The organism is Bdellovibrio sp. HCB290 (assembly GCF_047305925.1).
In the GTDB taxonomy this organism is placed as follows: Bacteria; Bdellovibrionota; Bdellovibrionia; order Bdellovibrionales; family Bdellovibrionaceae; genus Bdellovibrio.
On the sequence record NZ_CP178620.1, the window covers coordinates 605,400 to 629,335 of the forward strand.

20 protein-coding genes are annotated in these 23,936 nt (G+C 46.8%); 19 read left to right on the top strand and 1 reads right to left on the bottom strand.

From position 1 onward, the window contains the following. The first annotated feature begins 7 nt into the window (after positions 1 to 7). From ACLVWU_RS03025 to murC, 11 genes are all read left to right on the top strand, one after another. Positions 8 to 1,504 (top strand): UDP-N-acetylmuramoyl-L-alanyl-D-glutamate--2,6-diaminopimelate ligase, encoded by a 1,497-nt coding sequence (locus ACLVWU_RS03025; RefSeq protein ID WP_413577209.1) that lies wholly within the window; start codon positions 8 to 10, stop codon positions 1,502 to 1,504. Next, a complete protein-coding gene (locus tag ACLVWU_RS03030; protein WP_413577211.1) occupies positions 1,504 to 2,925 on the top strand; it encodes a UDP-N-acetylmuramoyl-tripeptide--D-alanyl-D-alanine ligase in 1,422 nt (473 codons plus the stop codon). Before ACLVWU_RS03025 ends, ACLVWU_RS03030 begins: the two co-directional genes overlap by 1 nt. An 80-nt stretch (positions 2,926 to 3,005) precedes the next feature. Continuing rightward, positions 3,006 to 4,028 carry a hypothetical protein gene (locus ACLVWU_RS03035; protein WP_413577213.1) on the top strand — a complete coding sequence of 341 codons (1,023 nt, stop codon included), beginning with the start codon at positions 3,006 to 3,008 and terminating at the stop codon, positions 4,026 to 4,028. 8 nt (positions 4,029 to 4,036) lie between these two features. Beyond that, on the top strand, positions 4,037 to 4,519 hold the full coding sequence (locus ACLVWU_RS03040) for an SRPBCC family protein (RefSeq protein ID WP_413577214.1): 483 nt from the start codon (positions 4,037 to 4,039) through the stop codon (positions 4,517 to 4,519). Positions 4,520 to 4,875: 356 nt separating this feature from the next. Beyond that, the gene (locus ACLVWU_RS03045) at positions 4,876 to 5,421 is read left to right on the top strand and encodes a hypothetical protein (protein ID WP_413577215.1); all 546 of its coding nucleotides are present in this window, start codon (positions 4,876 to 4,878) and stop codon (positions 5,419 to 5,421) included. Positions 5,422 to 5,624: 203 nt separating this feature from the next. Further along, positions 5,625 to 6,701, top strand: a complete 1,077-nt coding sequence (gene mraY, locus ACLVWU_RS03050; protein ID WP_413577216.1) for a phospho-N-acetylmuramoyl-pentapeptide-transferase — start codon at positions 5,625 to 5,627, stop codon at positions 6,699 to 6,701. A 4-nt stretch (positions 6,702 to 6,705) separates the two neighbouring features. Next, on the top strand, positions 6,706 to 8,094 hold the full coding sequence (gene murD / locus ACLVWU_RS03055) for a UDP-N-acetylmuramoyl-L-alanine--D-glutamate ligase (RefSeq protein ID WP_413577218.1): 1,389 nt from the start codon (positions 6,706 to 6,708) through the stop codon (positions 8,092 to 8,094). 153 nt (positions 8,095 to 8,247) lie between these two features. Next, a complete protein-coding gene (locus ACLVWU_RS03060; protein WP_413577219.1) occupies positions 8,248 to 8,616 on the top strand; it encodes a hypothetical protein in 369 nt (122 codons plus the stop codon). 115 nt (positions 8,617 to 8,731) lie between these two features. After that, positions 8,732 to 9,883 (top strand): putative lipid II flippase FtsW, encoded by a 1,152-nt coding sequence (gene ftsW / locus ACLVWU_RS03065; protein ID WP_413577220.1) that lies wholly within the window; start codon positions 8,732 to 8,734, stop codon positions 9,881 to 9,883. Beyond that, positions 9,876 to 10,949: an undecaprenyldiphospho-muramoylpentapeptide beta-N-acetylglucosaminyltransferase gene (gene murG, locus ACLVWU_RS03070; protein ID WP_413577221.1), complete on the top strand. Its 1,074-nt coding sequence runs from the start codon at positions 9,876 to 9,878 to the stop codon at positions 10,947 to 10,949. Before ftsW ends, murG begins: the two co-directional genes overlap by 8 nt. Next, positions 10,946 to 12,313 carry a UDP-N-acetylmuramate--L-alanine ligase gene (gene murC, locus ACLVWU_RS03075; protein ID WP_413577222.1) on the top strand — a complete coding sequence of 456 codons (1,368 nt, stop codon included), beginning with the start codon at positions 10,946 to 10,948 and terminating at the stop codon, positions 12,311 to 12,313. Before murG ends, murC begins: the two co-directional genes overlap by 4 nt. Before the next feature lie 51 nt (positions 12,314 to 12,364). Here murC and ACLVWU_RS03080 read toward each other — a convergent pair whose 3' ends face one another. Next, positions 12,365 to 13,882 carry a methyl-accepting chemotaxis protein gene (locus ACLVWU_RS03080; RefSeq protein ID WP_413577223.1) on the bottom strand — a complete coding sequence of 506 codons (1,518 nt, stop codon included), beginning with the start codon at positions 13,880 to 13,882 and terminating at the stop codon, positions 12,365 to 12,367. 192 nt (positions 13,883 to 14,074) lie between these two features. On the opposite strand from ACLVWU_RS03080, the gene ACLVWU_RS03085 reads away from it, so the two are divergent. From ACLVWU_RS03085 to acnA, 8 genes are all read left to right on the top strand, one after another. Continuing rightward, complete coding sequence (locus ACLVWU_RS03085; protein WP_413577225.1) at positions 14,075 to 14,821, top strand: cell division protein FtsQ/DivIB; 747 nt, start codon at positions 14,075 to 14,077, stop codon at positions 14,819 to 14,821. Between the two features lie 124 nt (positions 14,822 to 14,945). Beyond that, the gene (gene ftsA, locus ACLVWU_RS03090) at positions 14,946 to 16,202 is read left to right on the top strand and encodes a cell division protein FtsA (protein ID WP_413577227.1); all 1,257 of its coding nucleotides are present in this window, start codon (positions 14,946 to 14,948) and stop codon (positions 16,200 to 16,202) included. A 64-nt stretch (positions 16,203 to 16,266) separates the two neighbouring features. Further along, on the top strand, positions 16,267 to 17,955 hold the full coding sequence (gene ftsZ, locus ACLVWU_RS03095) for a cell division protein FtsZ (protein ID WP_413577229.1): 1,689 nt from the start codon (positions 16,267 to 16,269) through the stop codon (positions 17,953 to 17,955). Continuing rightward, positions 17,956 to 18,702 carry a UDP-2,3-diacylglucosamine diphosphatase gene (locus tag ACLVWU_RS03100; RefSeq protein ID WP_413577231.1) on the top strand — a complete coding sequence of 249 codons (747 nt, stop codon included), beginning with the start codon at positions 17,956 to 17,958 and terminating at the stop codon, positions 18,700 to 18,702. It begins immediately after the preceding gene. A 61-nt stretch (positions 18,703 to 18,763) separates the two neighbouring features. Next, positions 18,764 to 19,324 carry a hypothetical protein gene (locus tag ACLVWU_RS03105; protein WP_413577234.1) on the top strand — a complete coding sequence of 187 codons (561 nt, stop codon included), beginning with the start codon at positions 18,764 to 18,766 and terminating at the stop codon, positions 19,322 to 19,324. Positions 19,325 to 19,326: 2 nt separating this feature from the next. Beyond that, on the top strand, positions 19,327 to 20,583 hold the full coding sequence (locus ACLVWU_RS03110) for a metallophosphoesterase (RefSeq protein ID WP_413577235.1): 1,257 nt from the start codon (positions 19,327 to 19,329) through the stop codon (positions 20,581 to 20,583). Between the two features lie 47 nt (positions 20,584 to 20,630). Then, positions 20,631 to 21,179: an NUDIX domain-containing protein gene (locus ACLVWU_RS03115; protein ID WP_413577238.1), complete on the top strand. Its 549-nt coding sequence runs from the start codon at positions 20,631 to 20,633 to the stop codon at positions 21,177 to 21,179. Between the two features lie 16 nt (positions 21,180 to 21,195). Continuing rightward, entirely contained in the window at positions 21,196 to 23,874 is a 2,679-nt protein-coding gene (acnA, locus tag ACLVWU_RS03120; RefSeq protein ID WP_413577239.1) for an aconitate hydratase AcnA, read from the top strand. Positions 23,875 to 23,936 lie beyond the last annotated feature (62 nt).

Genomic DNA, 23,936 nt, shown 5'->3' on the forward strand with positions numbered 1-23,936 from the left:
TGATCCCATGAAACTACAGCATCTTTTTTCAACAATTCCAGGAATTCCCGAGCACGCTTTGCCAGAAATCGAAGTCTCCGGGATTTTTAATGATGCTCGTAAGGTCGTTCCCGATGGTTTGTTTGTGGCTATTCGTGGTGTCAAAGTTGATGGCCATACTTTTATTCCGGATGCGATCAGTAAAGGCGCCACAGTTTTAGTTGTCGAAGACCCCAATCAGGTCCCAAATAACTTTAAGGGTTTTGTCTTGCGTGTGGAAAACACACGTGAAGCTTTGGATCTGTTGGCAGCGCACTATCACGGTGATCCCGCACAGGAGATGTTCTGTGTTGGCGTCACAGGAACAAATGGTAAAACTTCGGTAACCTATATGGTCGAGGCGATTTTAAATCATGCAAATATGCCGACCGGTGTGATCGGAACTGTAAACCACCATCTGCAGGAAAAAGTCTGGCCGTCAGAAATGACGACGCCAGATCCAATTTATCTGCAAAAACGTCTGCGCGAATTCAAAGATGACGGGGCCCAGGCCGTAGCTATGGAGGTTTCCTCGCATGCGTTGGATCAACACCGCGTGGATAGTGTGCCGTTTAATACGGTGATTTTCACAAATCTGACTCGTGACCATTTGGACTATCACGAAACCATGGAAAAGTATCTGGAAGCCAAGCAACGTCTGTTCACAGACTTGCTATGGATGACAGACAAGCATCCTTGCTTTGCTATAGTAAATATCGACGATAAGTATGGGCGCAGATTGCATGTGGCTGATCCGGCGGTCCTTTGGACATACGGGGCAGACAAGTCTGCTGACCTGCATTTTAGAATCAAGAGCATGGATTTTACCTTAACGACTTTTGAACTTAAAACTCCCATGGGTGCCATTGAAATTCAGCTGCCAATGTCTGGCACTCACAATGTGATGAATGCTGTGGCGGCAATCGGCGCAGGTCTATCGGCAGGGATTCCTCTTGAGAAATGTGCCGAGGCTATTTCTAAATTTAACGGAGTTCCAGGGCGTTTGCAGTCTGTGCCGAATAATAAAAATCTGTCGATATTCGTCGATTATGCCCATTCACCAGATGCATTGGAAAATGTATTAACTGCGCTGACGAAAGTTCGTGAAAGTCTGAATTCAAGTGCCAAGATCTGGACGATCTTTGGTTGTGGTGGAGATCGTGACAAGGGCAAGCGTCCGTTGATGGCAGAGATGGCTCTGAAGTTTTCCGATGCAGTGGTTGTCACTTCAGACAATCCGCGCACTGAAGAACCACAGACAATTATTGAAGATATTTTAAAGGGCGTTGATGCCCAGGATAAGACCCGAGTGACTGTGATGGTGGACCGCAAGGAAGCCATTCAAACAGCGATTCACAAAGCCCAAGAGGGTGATGTGATTTTAATCGCTGGCAAAGGTCACGAAGACTACCAAATTATTGGAACCACGAAGTTTCCATTTAGTGATGTGCAGGTTGCTGAACAGGCGCTGCAGGGGAGAACGTAATGAGAGCCATGGATGTGCAAACAGTTATAAAAGTTACCGGCGCAGAAGCTCTAAGCAGTCATGCAGATAGATTTTCGGGTATTGGTACCGACACTCGCGCGAATCTTCAGGATCAGATGTTTATTGCCTTAAAGGGCGAGGCCTTTGATGCCCATCAATTTTTGGATAAGGCAGCCGCACAGGGCGCGACTGTGTTGTTGGTTCACGAAGACAACCAACAGATTCAGCAACTAAAAAGCAAAATCACGATTTTGAAAGTTGCTGATACTTTGAAGGCTTTGCAGCAGCTGGGTAACTGGGCCCGTCACCAGGCTCAGGCTAAAATTGTCGCGATCACCGGTTCAAATGGTAAAACAACGACTAAAGAATTCACGGCCGCGTTGATCGGAACGGTCAACGATGTGCACTACAACAAAGGCAGTTTCAACAACCACTGGGGTGTTCCTTTTACCTTGTTGCAACTTGATCCTAAAAAAGAAGTCGCCGTCATTGAAATGGGGATGAATCACGCGGGCGAAATCACAGAACTTGTGAAGATTGCCGAGCCTGATGTCGTAGTATGTACAATGGTGGGGCGTGCTCACATGGAGTTCTTTGGCACGATTGAAAAAGTCGCTGAAGCCAAAGAGGAAATCTACAATGCCGCCGGTAAGAACACGGTACGCATCTACAATCTAGACAACGAGCAAACGCATAACATGTATGTTCGTGGGCATGGCAAATTCGATCAGGAAAAAGTGCTTACTTTCTCCAGTGAAGATCCGCGCGCAGATGTGCATTTGATGATCGAATCGATGAACATGAAAGAGCTGGTTTTGAAGGGCAACATCAAAGGCGTAACTGGCACAGCTACAGTACAGGTCTTTGGCTCTCAGAATCTAACTAATTTGATGGCCGCCGCCGCATTAGGTCTTTCTGTCGGCATGACACCAAAACAGATCTGGGATGGTCTGCCAGCGTGTCGTACAAATTGGGGCAGAAACCAGTTGGTGCACCTGAAATCCGGTGCCCAAATGATCTTTGATGCCTACAATGCCAACCCCGACAGCATGAAAGCTTTACTCGAGAACGTGCAATTGTTAACCGTGAGTGGACGTAAAGTAGGAGTTTTTGGGCAGATGCGTGAAATGGGTTCGGCCTCCGCACAATTGCATGAGGAACTGGGCGAGAGAGTCGGTAAGGCCGGCTTTGAAAAAGTTTACTTTGTTGGCGAAGATTCTGACTCGTTTAATAAGGGGCTGCAAAAGGCTCATTTCACTAAGGAAAGCCTGATCCAGAAAGATTTTACAGAAAATGCCGGGAAAGATTTAGCTACTTTCCTGCGCAACGGCGATATCGCGGTTGTAAAAGCTTCCCGTGGCACGAAGCTTGAGCGCTTCGTTTTCCCGTGTGAACCGTTGGATTTCACAGAAAAAGCGTAAGAATAATATCGAAATTCGTATTTCCGGCTGGAGTAATCCAGTCGGATGCCATATAACAGTCCCCATTATTAGGAGGACTAATGAAACAAAATCTTTCTCTACTTATCGCAGCTCTGACTTTCTCTGCGATGCAAGCCGGAGCGCAATCAAGTTCTGCAAAGATTGGTGCGGCATCCACGACTAACACTTCGACTTCAAAAATCGAAGATCTAAAAAAGCCGACAGAAAAAATGAAGGACGTTGACGACGAGATCACAGATGCTCGTATGCGTGCAACTTTGGGTTCTAAATCCAAATGGTCTTTCAAATCTGATCTTTCTTATTCTGGTGGTTCTGTTAACGATCCATTTGGTTCAATCCGTCCTAACTACCGTGCTTCCGCAACGGCTGAAACTTTGACTTACCTTTCTGGTAACGTGGGTGTGAACGTTCGTGTTACTCCAAAAGACAGCATCAGCTTTGGTTCTGGTTTGACGATCAATGACCCATTCCATGGTGATATCGCAAAACCAGCTGCAGATACTCGTAGAGGCAGAAGTGCAGATGCAGTTCTACCTCGTTACGAAATGTCTACTCCATTCGTTAGCTGGAGCCGTGGTTATAAAGCTTTTGAAACACAAATGAGCACAAGCGTAACTGCGACTTACTACACTGATGAAGACACTAGTAATTTGCAAAAATACCTGGGTAACGTTTCTTTGTCTCAAGTTTTCTTGGCAAATTTCGGCGTGTCCAAATGGAATGGTGGCGTAAGCGTGAGTCTTGCTAAGTACATGTACTCTGGTGCATTGACTGATGCTGGATACGTTGCTGCTCAGAATGCTGGCAGATTCATGCGCTCTGATGTTAGCGGTGGTTTGTTCCCGTTCATGCAGTACTCGTTCAACGACACATACTCTTTCAGAACAGTATTTGGTTACTTCCAATTCGCTAAGTACGAAATCAACGACAGATACGTTCAATTGGAACCGTATCAATCTGTTGGTGTAGGTATTTCTGTGACTCGTGACATCTACTTGTACCCAAATATCCAGTTCACTCCGAAAGACGTACGTGACGACAGAACGAACGTTGCTCTTTCTACGAACATCAACTTGTTCTAATCTGAGTCATGACCGGATCGAAGTTCATTCCTCCTCGTAATAGCGGGGAGGATTCTAACTCTCAGGAAATCAGTATCACTATCACGGTGAAAGCCACGGCAGTGGAAATCTGGCGTGCGCTGACTGACACTGACGATCTGGAAAATTGGTGGGGTGACGACGTCGCCCTTGAACCAAAAGTTGGCGGAAAATTCCGCGAAGCCTGGGAAGACGACAACGGCGACGAACAGCTCGCTTCCGGCAAAGTCCTTTCACTTGTTCCCAATAAATCCATCACCTTTACGTGGCGTGAAAAAACATGGGATGCGAAAGCCTCCACCGAGTGTTCTTACACCATCGAGGATAAAGGCAAAACGCGCACGATGACTGTCACCCACAAAGGCTGGGACGTCTTTCCCGATAAAACCCGCGCAAAGCTAATCAAAGACTTCCAACTGGGTTGGAAGTATCACATGCAAGAACTCAAAGCCTATTTGGACGACGAAGGCTAATAGGTCTCCATCGATTCCAGCGTTCGTGCTGTCAATCTAGTTGCCGTTTCTTTTAAAACCTCTTTGGATCCATGTATCTGTTTGTGATGTTTCCCTGCGCTTTCAGACGTGGAACTATCGCGGCTATTTTCTTTCCTGAAGAAACGGGAGCGATTTGTATCATTAAGGTGCGAAATCTGAATGTGAATAACAGGTTTCCTTGTAAACTACATTATGGAACCTTCAAGAACATCGATCAAAGTTTTTGCAACGTCAGTTCCTGAACACCTCATCCTTGTCCACGTTTGTTTTCAACACGAACTACCCCTGCGCATGGCTTTTGCTTTAAACCATTATGAATTCAATTTGGAGGAATAATGAAAACCACAGCATCACTAGTATTCTTAACCGCAGCATTGTCATTTACGACAGCTTGTTCACAATTAGGAACGTCGGTGGAGTTCGGTACATTTAGAAGTGCACAGGAAGTTTTTCCTGGTGGCATTGAAGGCGAAGAGCCAGGGACAGTAACAGATGAAGCCGCACCGGAAGTTATTGATGAAATTCCAGTGATGCCAGGTGAAGTTATTGATGATGACGGCAACTTGGTGACAGATGATGGTGAAATCATCGTTCCAGCATGTAGTGCATCAGAGCAGGCTGAAGCCATCTATATGTTAACTCAAGAAGGTGCGAACAACATCGCAGGTGTCAGCCAAACTGGCAACGCCAACTCTGCAACGATCTATCAAAAAGGCGACAGCAATACAGCTTGTGTGGTGCAAGTGGGTGATAACAACAAAGCCAACGTACAACAAACGGGCTCTTCAAATTCAGCATCAGTGTCTCAGCAAGGTAATGGCAGCACAGCAAACATCATTCAATCTGGTGGCAGCAACTCGGCAGTCGTGAAACAACACTAATTCAAAACGCGTTTCCCACGCATTTAAAGCCAGGTCGCGAAAGCACCTGGCTTTTTTATTTCTGGTTGGTAACGAAGAATTTAAAATACCTAATGAAAACAAGCAGTTATAAATTTACCATTGCATTTTCAAGCGTGCATGTGCTAAACCCTTAAAGTTCCAAGCAAAAATCAATTTCCAAGGATATAGGGGAATCGCACATCATGCTTTATCAGTGGCTCTATTCAATGTCGGAATACTTCTCTCCATTGAATGTCTTCCGTTACATCACAGTTCGTACGTTCATCGCGTTTTTTACTTCGTTCCTACTGTGCTGGATGTGGGGACCTTACTTTATCAAGCGCCTGCAACTAAAGCATTTCGGTCAAGCGATTCGCGATGACGGTCCTCAGTCTCATAAAAAGAAAGCCGGTACACCAACCATGGGTGGCGGATTGATTCTTCTGTCCACTTTGATTCCGTGTTTGTTGTGGGTGGATATGCAAAACCCGTTGGTGTGGGCTGTGCTTATCATCACTTGGGGCTTTGGATTGATCGGTTACATGGACGACTGGTTGAAAGTAAGCAAAAAGAACTCCAAAGGTCTTTCCGGAAAGATCCGTCTGGCTGGGGAGTTTTTGATCAGCGGAGCAGTCGTTGCTTATCTGGTTTACTTCCATAACTTGGGCACGACCGTTTACATTCCTTTCGTAAAGTCTTTTGGTTTTGATCTGGGTTACGCCTACATCGTCTTTGCAGCGTTGGTTGTGGTGGGAACTGCGAATGCAGTGAACTTGACTGATGGTCTGGACGGTTTGGCGATTGTTCCAGTTATGATCTCTGCAGCGACTTTGGGGTTATTTGCTTACGTAACAGGTCACTACTCGATCGCAAATTACCTGAATATCCCCCATGTCGTGGGAGCAGGCGAGTTAACTCCGGTAGCGGCGACGATTGTTGCTGCGGGAATGGGCTTCTTGTGGTTTAACGCGTATCCCGCACAGGTCTTCATGGGCGACGTGGGTTCTTTGTCCCTGGGCGGTTTCCTGGGTTCAATGGCTGTGATCACTCAGAATGAGTTGTTGATGGTTATTTTGGGCGGTGTCTTCGTGGTGGAAGCATTGTCAGTGATCACTCAGGTTATTTCCTTCAAGCTCACTGGAAAACGTGTGTTTAAGATGGCGCCGATTCATCACCACTTTGAATTGGGCGGTTTGACCGAAACGAAGATCATCGTTCGTTTCTGGATTATTTCGATTTTATTGGCTGTTTTAAGTCTAGCGACTCTCAAATTGAGGTAGAAGAATGTATAAAGAATATAGTGATTTAAAAGACAAAAGAATCCTGGTAGTCGGTCTTGGTAAAACGGGTGTGTCCTTGGCGCACTTCCTTACTAAGCACGGTGCTCAGGTTACTGTAACGGATCACAAATCCAAGCCAGAGCTTTCTGTTCAACTTGAGCAATTGGGCGACTTGCCAATTAAGTTCGAATTGGGTGGTCACAGTCCGAAAACTTTCATCGCTCAGGATTTGGTTATCCTTTCTCCGGGCGTTCCTTCCACTTTGAAGATCTTCGATTACGCAAGATCTCAGGGCATCAAGATCACAGGTGAGTTCGAGTTCTCTGCAGGATTCATCAAAGAGCCGATTATCGGTTTGACTGGTACGAACGGTAAAACAACGGTGGCACGCATCACAGAGGCGATCTTGACTCAATCAGGTATTAAAACTTGGGTGGGCGGCGCAAATGAAAAACCGTTGGTGGATTACCTTCGCCTTGATGACAAAGCACAAGTGGTGATCGCGGAAGTTTCAAGCTTCATGCTTGAACATTGTGACACTTTCAACCCAGGCAACGTAGTATTCACGAACTTGGCTGAAAATCACCTGGATCGTTATCGTTCTATGGAAGAGTACGTAAACGCGAAACGCCGTATCTTCAAGAATACGAATCAAGCAACAACAAGCATCCTGAATGCAGACGACAACGCGGTTGTCGAGTTGGCACGTGATCCAGCGGTTCAACGTGGACGTATTTTCTACTTCTCTCGTAAACCGGCTTTGGAGCCTCAAATCATGAATATCGGTGGTGCTGTGAATATCGGTGACGAGATTCGCGTGCGCACAGGTCCTGAGATTGAAACATTCAATATCAAAAACATGAAAATGCGCGGTAAGCACTCTGTGGAAAACGTGATGGCAGCAATCCTGGCATCTCGCGAACATGGGGCGACTCGTGAAGCGGTTCAAAAAGTGATCGAGACTTTCACAGGTCTTCCTCACCGTATCGAATACGTGCGCAAAGTGGGCGGAGTATTGTTCTACAACGATTCTAAAGCTACAAACGTGCACGCAGTTCTTCGCGCTTTGGACACTTTCGATGAGAACGTGATTTTGATCGCGGGTGGTAAAGATACGAATTTGAACTACGAACCACTTCGTACGTCGGTAAAACGCAAAGTCAAAACTCTGATTTTGGTCGGGGAAGCTAAAGAGCGCATTAATCGCGACCTTGGTGATTTCTCTGAGACCTTCCTGATCGGTACGTTTGAGGAGGCGGTTTTGATCGCTTACCAAAAGTCCAGAATCGGGGACATTGTTCTGCTTTCTCCAGGCTGCTCAAGCTTTGACATGTTTGACAGTTTTGAAGAGCGTGGTGAATACTTTAAAGAGATCGTGAGAAAGTTTCACTGACATATTGCACTTCGACCCCGTCGAAGTGTGTTGCATGAAACACCCGCGCCCTGCTTGTTGGGGCGCAAAAGCAAAGGCTCTCATCGGAATGAGGGTCTTTTTTTTATTTAAAAGCCGACTTTGTCGGAAGGAATTAAAAGCTAGGAGGGCTTTGTGATTCGTATTCTCGTTGTTTCTTTGTCGTCTGTATTCTTGTTGTCTGCTTGTGCATCTGGAACATTTAAAGCGCGCCAAGAACAACGTGATAAAATGGCTGCCAACACTGGCATGTACTGTAACTTCGTCAGCGGCGAGCAATTCCCGGATATCGAAGTGGAACTTAGCATGGAAATGGCAAAACGCTGTGATTCGTCCCGTGCTTTCTCGATCACAAACTTCAAAACTGCTTCCAATGAAAATGGCGTGGTGTACTGCTGCTCAATGTCGGGCCGTGCACAAACTGCAGTAAATAAACGTACTGAAGCAAAAGCTGCTTCAGAGAAAAAAGATGCTAATCCTGAAGTGGTGGAAGCCGCTCAGTAAGCCCGTCTGACATGGCTCTGGCCCCGAAATGTCGGGGTCCAGTCTTCCTACCGTTCCTAGACGTTCAAATGGACTTCTGATTAAATAAAGGCGAGTACGCCTTTGGGAGTCCATCATGTTGAGATATTTATCAAGCAGTCTGTTTTTAGCGATCATCACTTTGCTGGGCATCGGCCTGGTGCAAGTTTACTCTTCCAGTTTTATTTTCGCGACCGAATCCTACGGCGATGGTTTGTTCTTTTTTAAGCGACAGTTGGTTTTCGCCCTTATCGCATTCTGTGTTTTGATTGGAACAATTCATATCCCATTCAGACTGATTGAAAAGCATGGTTGGATGCTGTGGTTTGCGGCGGCAATCGGCGTGTTGATGACATTCGTTCCTGGTTTGGGTGTTCGTGTGGGTGGTGCGATCCGTTGGATTCAATTGCCGTTCGGTTTGCGTTTTGAACCGGGCGAACTTTTGAAAGTCGCGTTTTCGGTTTGGTTCGCAAGTCTGTTATGCCGTCGTGACAACATCCTGGGCCATGTGAAGTGGTGGTGGTTGGCGTTGGCCTTGATCGTCCCATTGTTTCTTTTACTGCGCCAGCCTGACTTCGGAAGCTTTGCGATCATCCTGATGGTGGGCGTAAGTTTGTTGTTCGCTTTTGGACTTCAATGGAAATACATCGCGGGTGCAGTGGCGATTATGATTCCGGCCTTTTACTTCCTGGTGATGTCGGTTCCTTATCGTAAGGCCCGCGTATTGGCTTTCCTGGATCCTTGGGCAGATCCTGCACAAAAAGGCTTTCAGGTTATTCAAAGTATGCTGAGTTTCCATTCTGGCGGCCTGACCGGGGTTGGCTTGGGGCAAGGCCAAGGAAAGCTTTTCTTCCTGCCTGAAGCGCACACGGATTTTACTTTGGCAGTTTTGGGCGAGGAAATGGGTTTCGTGGGATTCGTGGCGATTCTGGCTCTTTATGGGTTTGTCGTTTTCCGCGGGATTCAGATTGCGATCAAAGCTGAAGAACCATTCAAAAGATCATTGGCTTTGGGCTTATCAGTCACTTTCGGTATGAGTGTGTTCATCAATGCCGGTGTGGTGATGGGTCTTCTTCCAACAAAAGGTTTGACGCTTCCTTTCTTAAGTTACGGTGGCAGCTCGCTTGTGGTTTTGTGTTTTATGTTTGGACTGATTTTGAACATTGAAAATTCCTTCGAAGAGGATAAATTCTCTAAACGTTTCGGATCATCCCGCTGGAACGCATCGAAAGTGAAAGCCCATGACTAAAAAGACCGTTGTGATTGCAGGCGGTGGCACTGGTGGCCACATCTACCCTGGAATCGCTATTGCCCGCGCAATTCAGAAATTGGACCCTGAAGTTCAGGTTCATTTTGTGGGAACATCGCGCGGTATGGAATCCAAGATTGTCCCTCGCGAGGGATTTCCTCTGCACCTGATCGAATCCGGTCAGCTGAATGTTAAAAGCCCCATCAAAAAATTAAAAACCCTTCTGCGCATGCCTTTAGGTTTGTGGCAATCCATTCGCCTGCTATGGCAGTTAAAGCCTTTGTATGTGATTGGCGTCGGTGGTTATGCCTCGGGTCCATTTGTGCTGGCAGCAAGCATTGTCGGCTTTAATACGGCCGTGTGGGAGCCGAACGTGATGCCGGGAATGGCGAATCGTCTCTTGTCCCGCTTTGTTGATAAATGTTTTATCGTCTCTGACGAATCCCGCAAATTTCTGAAGAATAAAGATATCGTTCAAGCGGGTATGCCTGTTCGTCAGGAAATTGAAAATGCAGTGCACGCAGCTCACAAAGATGAGAAATTTCATGTTTTGGTTGTTGGTGGTAGTCAGGGTTCACGCGTGATCAATACTTGCTTTAGCGACGCGATCATTGGCGGGGGAGATTGGACTAAAGATTTATCTGTCGTTCATCAGTTGGGGAGTGCCGATTTCCCTCTGGTTTCTGTCAAATATCAAAATTCTGGCGCCAATGTGGATTATCATGAGTATATCTTCGATATGCCAAAATATTATCAATGGGCAGATATAATTGTTAGCCGTGGTGGGGCCAGTTCCATTGCGGAGGCGGCAGCATTTGGTATAATTCCTATAATTGTGCCATTACCAGGAGCCGCAGATGATCATCAGCAAAAAAATGCCGAAAGCCTTGTCGCCCGAAATGCGGGTCGCATGATTTTGCAGAAAGATTTAACCCCTGAAAGATTGATTTCAGAAGTACAATCTCTTAGACAAGATAAAGCTTTGCGCGAGCAAATGGTTAGGAATATAAAAGATCTTTATGTTCCCCAAGCAGCATCAACCATCGCAAAGGAAATCTTGCAATGAAATTACAACACGCCAAATTCCACTTCGTCGGTGTCGGCGGCATCGGTATGTGTGGACTCGCTGAACTTTTGCACAATATGGGAGCGAAAGTTTCAGGTTCTGATATTGCAGACAATGCAAACACCGAACGTCTGCGCGAAATGGGCGTGAACGTATTCAAAGGCCACGCGGCCTCTAACGTCGGCAATGCGGACGTGGTGGTTTACTCTTCCGCGATTCAATACGGCAATCCTGAAATTTATGAAGCTCGTGCCCGTCAGATTCCATTGATTCCGCGAGCGGAAGCCTTGGCTGAAATCATGCGCTTGAAACGTGGTATCGCAGTTGCGGGTACTCACGGTAAAACGACAACGACTTCCATGACGTCGGCTATTTTCCTTGAAGGAAACATGAAGCCGACAATCGTGGTAGGTGGTCGCTTTGAACTGATCAAATCCACAGCTCTTTTGGGCGAGGGTGAATGGTTGGTAGCAGAGGCCGATGAATCCGATGGCAGCTTTAACAAGCTGACTCCGGAAATCGCTATCATCACCAACGTCGACTCGGATCACTTGGATCACTACAAGACTTTTGAAAATCTTCAAAAGAACTTCTATGACTTCGCCTTGAAAGTTCCATTCTATGGAAAAATCATCGCATGCGGGGATGATCCTATCGTTCGTCAGATTTTTGAAAACTTCCCAAAACGTATTTTGTACTATGGCTTCGATGAAAAGAACGACTTGGTGCTGGCAGGGGAGCAAGGCAACTACTCTTTGTATCGCAGCGATCGTCTGTTGGGCACTCGCCACCTGGTCGGTAAATTTAAACTTAATGTTCCAGGTCGTCACAATGCTTTGAATGCAGTGGCTGCGATTTGTGCAGGTTTAGCCGCGGGTATTCCGTTTGAGCAGTGTGCAGCAGGTCTGCAGCGCTTTGATGGTGTTGACCGTCGCTTCCACTTCAAAGGCGAGAAAAAAGGCATCAAAGTTTACGACGACTACGGTCACCATCCCACAGAGGTGCGTGCCGTTCTTCAAGCCTTCCGCGAAAAGTATCCGCAAAACCGTTTGGTGGTTTATTTCCAACCGCATCGTTTCAGTCGTACTCAGCACTGCTGGCATGACTTCACGACAGCGTTCAAGGAAGCTGATCAGATTTTGCTAACGGATATCTATGCAGCAGGTGAGGCGCCCATTCCAGGAATCAGTTCTGAAAAACTGGCTTCTGAAATGAAACACGAAAATGCTCAATACTTCCTGCGTGACGATAAGTCCTCGCAGAAAATCGTATCCATGTTAAAAGACGGCGACGTCTTTATCACCCTGGGCGCCGGCGACGGCTGGAAACTGGGACTGGATGTTCTGGATAAAATCCAAAACTAAAAAAAGCCGGGGAGACCCGGCTTTTTTTTGGAGAAAGTGTGTCTGTACCTTTTAGCCAGTCATCAGTTTCTTCAGGTTGTCGACGACGTTCTTCATGACTTCGGCCTGAGTGTTCAGGTCTTCTGAAGCTGTCGAACATTCGCGGGCTGACTCACTGTTGGAAAGAGTGATCTTTTCCATGTGGGTCAGCGCCTGATTGATTTGCACAATTCCCAGTTCCTGTTCCGCACTCGCAGTCGAGATCTCAGTATTCAGGCTGGAAAGCTTTTCGATAGTGTTAACGATCTCTTTCAATGAAGCTTCGCTGGAGCGAACCACTGCGTGGCCGGTTTCAATTTTTTGCGCACTTTCATTGATCAAGGATGAAATCTCTTTGGCAGAGTTCGCACTGCTTTGGGCAAGACCGCGAACTGCTTCGGCAACAACCGCGAAACCTTTTCCATGCTCGCCGGCGCGGGCTGCTTCCACAGAAGCATTCAGTGCCAACAAGTTTGTTTGGAAAGCGATATCGTCGATGACCGTAATGATTTCCTCGATTTTTTTGGAGCTGGTGGAAATCTCTTCCATGGAGGTCGTAAGTTTACGGACTTCCTGCTCGCCAATATGGGCCTTATCTGCTGCTTGCTGTGCAAGGTTTTTTGCTTCAATGGCGTGACCACTGTTACGTTTCACCATGCTGGAAATTTCTTCGGTTGAAGCCGAGGTTTCTTCAATGGAGGCTGCCGCTTTCACTGAAGCTTGTGTCAGTGTATTACTTGAAGTCAGAATTTCGGTACTTGTTGCGGAAACCTGATTGCCGGCTGTATCCAGTTTAAAGATGGATTCAGTCAGTGAGCTTAATGGTTTACGGATCAACAAATACGAAATTACCAGGATCAGCGCTGAAATCAAAGTTGTCCAAAGCAAGATGGAAACGGATGAGTTGTTTGCAGTCGCTGTCACTTCATCTGTCGATGACTTCACCGCGAACACGCCGTGAATTTGACCATCTACCCAGTTTTCCATAGGGAAACCCAGGATGTCTTTGCCATTGCCCCATGGGGAAGTGGAAGGATGTCCGTGACACAACAGGCAGCCTTGTTTTTCAGACAGGCGAACCGGGCGATAGACAGTCACTTCGCCATTTTTATTTTCCACGTATTCAGTCAATTCTTTATTTGCATCGAACAGTTTCAAGATTTCTGATTCACTGACAGTCGGCGCATTTTCTTTGCGACGGGGATTGTCAGCAAAGACACGGAACTTGTAAGAGTCTTTGTCTGCATTTTCAAAACCTACTTTAATAGATGCAAAGATTGGAACTTTGTGAAGAATGCGCTCCTGATATTCAGGGGTCAGTTTTCCGTCAGGAAATTTTATTACAGCATGTTTGATGTCTTCATCAAGTCCGCCTTGGGTCGCAATATAGGCGCGGACCGATTCAAGGCGAGACAAGATTGCCTGGGATTTTTCAACCAGTTGCTCTTGTCCTTGTTTGTGAATCTTCGAAGAAGAAATTGCCACTGCAGCCAGAGAGCAAATTAAACTTGAAGCGGCGATATTAATAATGATTTTTGCGCTAAATTTCATACCCGTAACTATCGGTACACAGGGGGTTGACTATATAGAGAGGCATTCGCATTTAAACTGAATACGACGAGGGTGGAGGGAACGTGAGAGCTTGTCCTTGGTCTTGTTTTGAATAGACCAAATGGCATTGGTTTAAAGCTGAAGGAAATTATTGATAGCCTTAAGTAAGGAAGCCATTCCTTTGGAGAGCTCGTGAAGAAATTGGTACTGAAGTTATTCGTAGGTTTCATTGTTATCCCAGCCGCACTGGTGGGTACTCTGTACTATTTGAACGAGAATGGCTTTTTCAATATCGAGAAAGTTCAAGTTGTTCTGGAAAGTCCCACTCCAGGGCAAGAGCAGTTTTTGAAGCCTAATGTTGATTCGCTTGAAAATGTGCTTATGAAGTACAAAGGTGTTTCTTTGTGGGGAATCAAATTAAGATCGGTCTCCAAAGAAGTGCGAAAGCAAGAGTGGATCGAGAACTTGCAAATTTCCAGAGTTTGGCCGGCGACTCTTGCGATCCGTGTAAAACCTTATGAAGTGAAATTCCTGTACATGGCCAGGGGGGGGAAGCTGACTCCTATTATTAAGGATGGGCAGTTTTTGGCTCCGATCGAAGCCAAGCAAGCGCCAGATGTTGCAATCTTGGATGGCGAAGCGTTTGGAAAAAAACAGGAGTTAAGAAAGAAAGCGATCACTGTGATCGAGCAAATTCCTGCTCAAGGATCGTTCAGTCGTAAAACAATTTCTGAAGTTCGTTACGACAACAAAGAAGGTTTTTGGATGACACTGATCAAAACAGGAACACAGGTGAAAATCGGTGAAGATCAAGTGGCACTAAAGGCTGCGCGCGTTTCTCGCGTCGTAGATTACCTCGAAACAAAGCAGTTTGACGCTCGCGTCATAGACGCGGATCTGTCAAAGAAAGTCCTTGTCAGGTTGCGTAAGGATCCCTAAGCTTAAGTCTGGAAGACCATCTAAAGTCGAGCTCGCGTTCGGCTCAGATCGAATAAAATGATTTTATTCGGCGGTCTCTCAAACAAAGACGCCCAAATAGGGTGTCATATACGAGGACTTAGGGATGAGTACATCAAAACCGAAAGCTCCGGTATTGGCTGGTTTGGATATTGGTTCGACCAAAGTATGTTTCGTCATCGGAACGGTCAATCCCGAAGGGAAAATCGAAGTCGCAGGAGTAGGTACTGCTCCTAATACAGGCATCCGCCAGGGTGTTGTCGTTAATATTGAGGCAACAACCGACTCCATTAAAAAAGCAAAAGAAGAAGCAGAATTGATGTCCGGTTACAGAGTCGACGAAGTTTGGGTCGGCGTTTCTGGCACTCATATCTCTTCATTTGATTCCAAAGGTATGGTCGCGATTAAGAACCGCGAAGTCACACCTTCGGAAATCGATCGCGTGATTGAAGCTGCAAAAGCAGTGGCAGTTCCGACAGATCGTACTGTTTTGCACATCCTTCCAAGAGAATTCAAAGTCGACGGCCAGGACGGCATCACTGATCCAGTGGGCATGTCGGGTATCCGTTTGGAAGCGAATGTACATATCGTAACGGGCAGTCAGTCCGCGGTTCAAAACACTGTGAAGTGTGTTGAAAAAGCCGGTCTGAAAATCGCAGGATTGGTTTTGAGCCAGCTTGCTTCTGCAACTGCCGTTATCTCCAATGATGAAAAAAATCTGGGCGTGGTAGTTGTCGATATGGGCGGCGGTACTTGTAACAACTTGTACTTCGTCAACGGCAGCGTCGCGCATTCTTCTATTATTCCAGTCGGTGGTTCGCACTTTACTCATGATGTGGCTGTGGGTCTTAGAACTCCGCAGTTCGCAGCTGAAATCTTGAAAAAGAAATACGGTTGCGCGATGGCGTCCATGGTTAATGACAACGAAACTATCGAAGTGGAAGGTGTTGGCGGTCGTAAGTCCCGCGTGATCCCTCGTAAGGATCTTGCAGACGTGATCGAAGCCCGCGCTGAAGAGACATTGAATCTGATCGCCAACGATATTCGTATGAGCGGTGTGATGCCAATGTTGGGTTCAGGTATCGTTCTTACTGGTGGCGCAAGTCAGCTGGACGGCCTGATTGAAATGGGTGAGTTTATTTTTGATATTCCGGTTCGCAGAGGGGCTCCTTTGGATATCGGAGGTCTGACTGATGTTGTGAAATCTGGAGAGTTCTCGGCAGCAGTTGGATTGTTACAGTATGGATTGTCACAACGTAAAGATTTGATGATCCAAAGCGCACAGGAACTTGAGATCAATATCGGCGAGTCGATCAACGGCTTGACGAAACGTCTTAAGGAAATGTTTGAAAAGGTATTTTAGTTTTTAAATTTACTCGGTGGAGGCTGGAAGCCTCTGTATCTTAAGCATCGTCGGGAGGGACAACATGTTTGAATTAGAAGAAAATATCAATATCGGTGCGAATATTAAAGTCGTTGGTGTTGGTGGTGGCGGTAGCAACGCGGTATCAACAATGATCGCTTCCGATATGGGTGGCGTTGAATTCATCGTAGCAAATACAGATATCCAGGCTTTGAACTCGCACAAGGCATCTAACAAAATTCAGTTGGGTATTGATTTGACTAAAGGTTTGGGCGCTGGTGCAAACCCAGATGTAGGCCGTCGCGCTGCCATTGAATCTTACAACGAAATCGTTGAAAAACTTGAAGGTTCTGACATGGTATTCGTCACTGCTGGTATGGGCGGTGGTACGGGTACTGGTGGTGCTCCGATCGTGGCGAAGATCGCCCGCGAATTGGGTGCTCTGACTATCGGTGTGGTAACTAAACCATTCATGTTCGAAGGAAAAAAACGTTCGAAGCATGCTGAAGCTGGTCTGCAGGAGCTAAAGGACAATGTTGATACATTGATCGTAATCCCGAACCAAAAGCTTTTGACTATCGCAGCTGAAAAAACTCCTCTATTGGATACTTTCAAAAAAGCTGACGAAGTTCTTTTGCAAGCGGTTAAAGGTATCTCTGATTTGATCAACATCCGTGGTTTGATCAACCTGGACTTCGCTGACATCCGCACAGTTATGTCTTCTAAAGGTATCGCAATCATGGGTACTGGTTCTGCTAAAGGTGAAAACCGCGCAGTGGAAGCAGCAACTGCAGCGATCTCTTCTCCACTTCTTGAAAATGTTAAAATTGATGGCGCAACTGGCATCATCGTTAACATCACTGGTGGTTCTGAGCTTTCATTGTACGAAGTGAACGAAGCTACTACTTTGATCACTGAAGCAGCTCATGAAGATGCTGAAATCATCTTCGGTGCAGTTATCGATGAAAACATGGGTGAAGAAGTACGCGTGACTGTGATCGCAACTGGTTTCGATTCTCACGAAGTGAAACTTGTTAACGACATGGCTCAAGTAAACCAAATGCAGAATTTCTTGAACCAACAAACTGCGCAATTCGGTATGAATAACAACATGGGTATGGGTATGCAAATGCCACAAATGCCAAACATGCCGCAAATGCCTCAGTTTCAAATGCCACAAATGACGGGCATGGCGACTATGCCACAAATGCCTGTTATGCCAACTATGCCGGTAATGCCTCAACAAGCAGTACCAGTTGAACTTCCGCCTATCGCGGCAGTGCAGTCCCAAGTGATGAACTACACTTACCAGCAGCAAGTGGAAGTTCCGGTCACTCCGGGGTTACCCCAGCAACCCGTTACTGAGACTGTAACAGTTCCGCCAGTTGCTCATGTGACTCCGCAAGTTGCCCAACAAGCAGCTCAGTCTGTGGTGGCTCAAGTGCCTCCGCAAGCTCAGCCGGTTCAACCGACTCCAGCAGAGATGGCAACACCAATCCAACCACAGGTTGAAGGTGTTTCTCCTCGTGATTTGTTGTTAGCTAAGGCTCGTGCTTTCAAAGAAAGCCAGGATCTTAAGAACCGCCACGCTAATCCAGAGCAATTGTCCATGAACGTGGACCACGAACAGCAATCATTGGAAGAAGCTCGCCGCATGGCACGTGAAGTGTTGAGCTCTCCATTCTCATCTCAAAACTTGGAAGTTCCTGCTTTCATCCGCAAGAAACAAGGTTTTGATCTGAAACAAGACTAAGTGGAAGCCTGGTTTATATCCGACATTCACTTAAAATCCGCTGAAGAGCGCAACGGGCAAATCCTGTTGCGCTTTTTGCGTTCTTTGCAGCAGGGAAACCCCAAGCAGGTGCACCTGTTCATGCTGGGCGATATCTTTGATTTATGGATTGGCAGTTCTGAGTTCTTTGCAAGAAAGTTCCAGCCCTTGATGGATGCTTTGAAAGACCTGAGAAAAGCCGGTGCGCGCATTACCTATATCGAAGGAAACCACGACGTACACGTCGAGGGTTACTTCACAAAAAAACTGGGTGTCGAAGTCTTTGTCGAAGCTCAGTACTACCAAATTGATGGGCTCAATGTTCGGGTTGAACATGGAGATCTGATAAATTTGAACGATATAAAGTATTTGAAGTATCGCTCCATCATTCGCAACCCATGGATTAAGCCGTTGAAAGATTTTTTCCCAGGACGTTTTTGGGACTACATTGGCAACAGAGCCAGCAAAAAAAGTCGCGCTCGCAGTGGGGACTATCGTCATCGCAATGAGCAAGAGCTTGTGTCCATGATTCGTGGGCATGTTTCCCGCGCCTATGATGAAGGTCCATTTGATGTGATCATTTCAGGCCACATGCATGTGTTTGATGACCACATGGTCTCGACCCATGGTCGTCAAGTGCGTTCGGTGAATCTGGGGTCTTGGTTTGAGGACGACGTTAAAGTGTTTCGTATCAAGGACGGCCATGGCGATTGGGTGACGATTTCCTAGCCCTCACGATTGACCAAACTGCAGATCGCTTCTAAAGTTTCCTCTGATGGAGGAAATCCCAATGCGTTTGCTATTGATTACGATCCTGTCCTTATCTTTCGTGGCTTGTTCCACAAATCGCAATAAAGCTGAAAAAATTGATACTAAAATTGAGCACGCCGCTCCGGTTGGCAGTGGGGAAATTGGTATCAAAGACGGCGATATGGTTTATCAGCGTAAAGTTAAAATGAATGAACAGCTGCGAACCTTGGAAAACGAAGTTTATGACCTGGAAGCGCGAGTCCTTGGCGGTCCTCGTTATTTGGACAATCGCGGTTTGTATGGCGTTCTTCGGGATTGCCGATTGCAGATTGGCGATGTTTCAAATAATGGTGATGGAAAAATGCGTTGGACAGAGACTCGCACGTACGTGACCTCCGAAGAGGATTTTTCCAAGATCGGTATTGAAAAGAAAAAAGACATCGTGGGTGTGACGGAAGAGGGTCTTCGCGACAGACTGGATCGCTTCAAAGGTTATAAAGAAACTCTGTTGAATCGCCAGGAAGAGTACGAAACTAAAGTTAAAATGTGTGAGCTTGAACTGAAGCAGCAGAAAAAGAAAAGCAGTATTGAAGGACAGTAGGAATGAAGTTTGTTAAGAGCGTCTCAATTGTAGGTATTTTGTTTTTGGCGGCCTGTGCCCACAAACCTACAGATCGAGTGGAAGGTCTGACGTATGTTGGGTTGGCGGATGGAAATACCTCTTTCGTCAGAACTATTGCCCCTAAGAATACTCAGTGCCCCGAGGCCCGGGTTTTCAAAGGAGCGGAAGAATCCGGATTGAGTCTGACTCAAAACAAATTTGATTCAACTGTTGTCTGTGAAGCGGCGTTACCGGAAGGAACGACTGCAGTGGTTGTAGGGGAGCGACGTATCCAGATACCCGCAACTCCAAAGCGTATCATTGTCTTTGGTGATACCGGTTGCCGCCTAAAGGGCGAGTACTTCCAGGACTGCAACAATCCCAATGAATGGCCTTTTTTGAAAATTGTAAAAGCCATTCAGCAGGAGCAAGCTGATTTGATTATCCATGTTGGTGATTACCACTATCGTGAAACCTGCAAGGATCCTGTGAAGTGTGCACCATTCAAGGATACTTTGGGATATGGCTATCGCCCCTGGGAAGCGGACTTCCTGTATCCGGCAGCTTCTTTGTTGCAATCCACGCCATTTCTTTTCGTGCGTGGAAACCACGAGGATTGTCAGCGGGCGCATGAGGGTTTCAGCAAACTGCTGACTCCGCTGGGTGAAAACGCTTGCCCGAAATTTCAGGACACTCGTTACACAAAGTTTGGCTCTTTACTGATCGTGAATTTTGATAATGCGACTCTTCCCGATATGAACGTGGATCCCAAGGGTGCCGAGATGGCGATGTGGCGCGAGCACTACCGCAAAATGATCGAGCAAATCAAATCCCGTCCGGAAACAGAAGTATGGGTGGTTTTGCATCGTCCGATCTGGGGGCTTTCGCCGAATTGGAATGGGCCTGCTGCCGTGTTGCCGGTGAATCTGACAATGCAATTGCTGGCGAAGGAAATGCCATTTCCGAAAAAAGTGAAATTCGTTTTTGCCGGTCATATTCATAATACTCAGGTGGCGGCAGGTAATAAGCGTCCCGTGCATGTTGTGGTGGGAGAGGGCGGAACAGCTCTTGATTACTACGATGCTGCGACCAGAAAACTGATTCCTCCAGGATTCTCCGTTCTGCCTTCTACCCATGGTTACATGGTGCTCGAACAGGATGCGAAAAACCAATGGGTCGGAACAGTGAAAGATGCCGAGGGTAAAGCGAATTTTAAATGCTCCTTGGAACAACCGCAGGCTCCCTGCACTCCTCAGTAAATTAAAGGCTGTGACTCTGACTTTCGTCGAGCTGTCATTGTGATTTTATGAAGCATTTAGAAGAGAAAACACTATCCTCGCAACAGATCTTTAAAGGTCGTTATTTAAAAGTTGAGCAGGACGAGGTGCAGGGTCCAGACGGTAAAGTATATTACCGCGAGTATATTCTGCACCCAGGAGCCGCAATGATGATTCCTATTCTGCCAAATGGAAATGTCGTTATGGTTCATCAGTACCGTCACGCTGTTAAACAGGTGATGCTGGAGTTTCCTGCTGGAAAGCGGGATCGCGGCGAAGACAGCCTGGTTACGGCAAAACGCGAACTGGCCGAAGAAACCGGCTATCTTGCCAATGAATGGAAGCTGTTGACCGAGATTCATCCTGTCATTGGATACTCCAATGAGCAGATTGATCTGTATCTGGCAATGGACTTGAGTCGCACCGAGCAGCGTCTGGATCAGGGTGAATTTTTGGAAGTAATCGAGGTCGCGCCGAAGGAACTTATGACACTTATTCAGCAGGGTAAAGTAACCGATGTGAAAACCCAGATCGGCGCCTTTTGGCTTGATAAAATCCTTCGCGGGGAGTGGAATTAGGAGGGAGGATCCCCTCATGTTGGTACAATCAAAAGACAGCTTCAAAACAAAAGACAAACTTAAAGTCGGTGCGAAAGAATACACCATCTTCAATCCGAAGAAAACTTCGCACCCGAACTTCAAAAAACTTCCAAACTCTTTAAAAGTTCTTCTGGAAAATCTTCTGCGCCACGAAGACGGCGTGCATGTTACTAAAGAAGACATTGATGCACTTTTAAGTCTAAGCAAAGAATCCCTGACTCGCGAGATTTCATTTTTTCCGGCACGCGTGTTGATGCAGGACTTTACCGGCGTTCCGGCAGTCGTGGATTTGGCAGCCATGCGGGATGCGATGAAATCCCTGGGCGGCGATCCCACGAAAATCAATCCTCTGGTTCCCGTGGATCTGGTCATCGATCACTCGGTGATGGTGGACTCCTTTGCGACGCCTTCAAGTTTTCAGGAAAACGTAAACATGGAATTTCAGCGCAATCATGAGCGCTATGTTTTCCTAAAATGGGGGCAGGGTGCATTTCAGAATTTCCGAGTCGTGCCACCGGGAACGGGGATCTGCCATCAAGTTAACTTGGAATACCTGGGCAAAACTGTCTGGGACGCCAAAGGCCAGCACGGAGAGTATGCTTTCCCGGACACATTGGTTGGAACGGATTCACACACCACGATGGTGAATGGTTTGGCGGCCTTGGGCTGGGGTGTCGGCGGTATTGAAGCCGAAGCTGTGATGCTGGGACAACCGCTAAGCATGTTGATTCCCGAAGTGATTGGTTTCCGTCTTGAAGGAAAACTGAAAGAGGGCGCGACAGCGACGGATCTGGTTTTGACCGTCACACAGATGCTGCGCAAAAAAGGCGTCGTCGGAAAATTCGTAGAGTTCTATGGACCTGGATTGGAAGGCTTATCTTTGGCTGACCGAGCAACTATCGCTAATATGGCACCGGAATACGGAGCGACTTGTGGCTTCTTTCCAATCGATGAAGAGACAATGAAGTATCTGCGTATTTCCGGGCGCGATCCACAGACGATCGCTTTGGTGGAAGCTTATGCCAAAGAAACTGGAATGTGGCGTACATCTGATGATGAGCACTTTGCATTCAATGACACATTGAAATTGAATCTTTCTGATGTGGTTCCGTCGCTTGCGGGACCAAAGCGTCCACAGGATCGCGTGTTGCTGGATAAAGCAGCCAGCGATTTCACCACACAATTGACCACGACATTTGCAGTGGGCGAGTCTCATTCCACCAAGGAAAAGTTCAGCACGCCGGTTGACGGTGCGAAGTATGCACTTGGGCATGGAGACGTGGTGATCGCGGCAATTACGAGTTGTACCAATACCTCTAACCCTTCAGTGATGATGGGGGCCGGTTTGGTTGCAAAGAAGGCCTTTGAGAAAGGTCTGAAAGTAAAACCGTGGGTGAAAACTTCATTGGCGCCGGGTTCACAAGTGGTGACAGACTATCTTGAAAATTCTGGTTTGCAAAAATATCTGGATCACATGGGGTTCAACCTTGTGGGCTATGGTTGCACGACTTGCATCGGAAACTCTGGTCCATTGCCAGAACCAATTGCTCACGCAGTTGAAAAAGGAAATCTGGTTGTGGCTTCAGTTCTTTCAGGTAACCGCAATTTCGAAGGTCGTATCAATCCGCACGTCAAAGCGAATTATCTGGCTTCTCCGATGCTGGTTGTTGCTTATGCTTTGGCGGGAACCATGCAGTTGGATTTATCGCAAGATCCACTGGGTGAGGATGCGAACGGTAAGCCGGTTTATCTGGATGATATCTGGCCAACCAATAAAGAGATCTATGACATCGTTAACAACACGGTTGAAACAAAAATGTTCAACAATCGTTATGGCAACGTGTTCGCGGGTACTACGGACTGGCAAAAAATCCAGACCGCAAGTTCGCAGACGTACACTTGGGATGAAAGCACTTACATCAAGAATCCGCCTTACTTTAAAGGCATGCAAAAATCCTCTGGCAAGATGTCTGACGTAAAAGGGGCCCGTGTTCTGGCGATTCTGGGTGACTCGATCACGACAGATCATATTTCCCCGGCGGGCAGTATTAAGAAAGATTCTCCAGCAGGTAAGTTCTTGATGAGCAAAGGTGTGCAACCAGTGGATTTCAATTCCTACGGCTCACGTCGCGGAAATGATGACGTGATGGTGCGTGGTACGTTTGCCAACATCCGCATTAAGAATGAAATGCTTAATGGAGTCGAAGGTGGAATGACCAAATACATTCCATCCGGTGAGCAGATGTCGATATTTGATGCTTCAATGAAGTATCAGGCTGAACAAACTCCGTTGGTGGTTGTGGCCGGCAAAGAATACGGGACAGGCTCTTCACGTGACTGGGCGGCGAAGGGGACGAAGCTTCTGGGAATTCGCGCAGTCATTGCGGAAAGCTTCGAGCGTATTCACCGGTCCAATCTTGTGGGGATGGGAGTTCTGCCATTGCAGTTCCATCCGGGAATGGATCGTAAAACCTTGAAACTGGATGGCACAGAAGTACTGGATGTTGTAGGGGTGGAAACGATGAAGCCCCAGCAGGATATCACTGTTAGAATCACCCGCGCAGATGGAAAGACCGAGGAGATCAAAGTGAAATCCCGGGTCGATACAGCGGTTGAAATCGAGTACCTGAAAAATGGTGGCATTCTGCAATACGTGCTTAGAAAGCTGATGTAGTTCGCCAGTTAATGTAAATATTTTGGACAGGGGGATCGAAAAAATCCCCCTGTCTTTTTTTT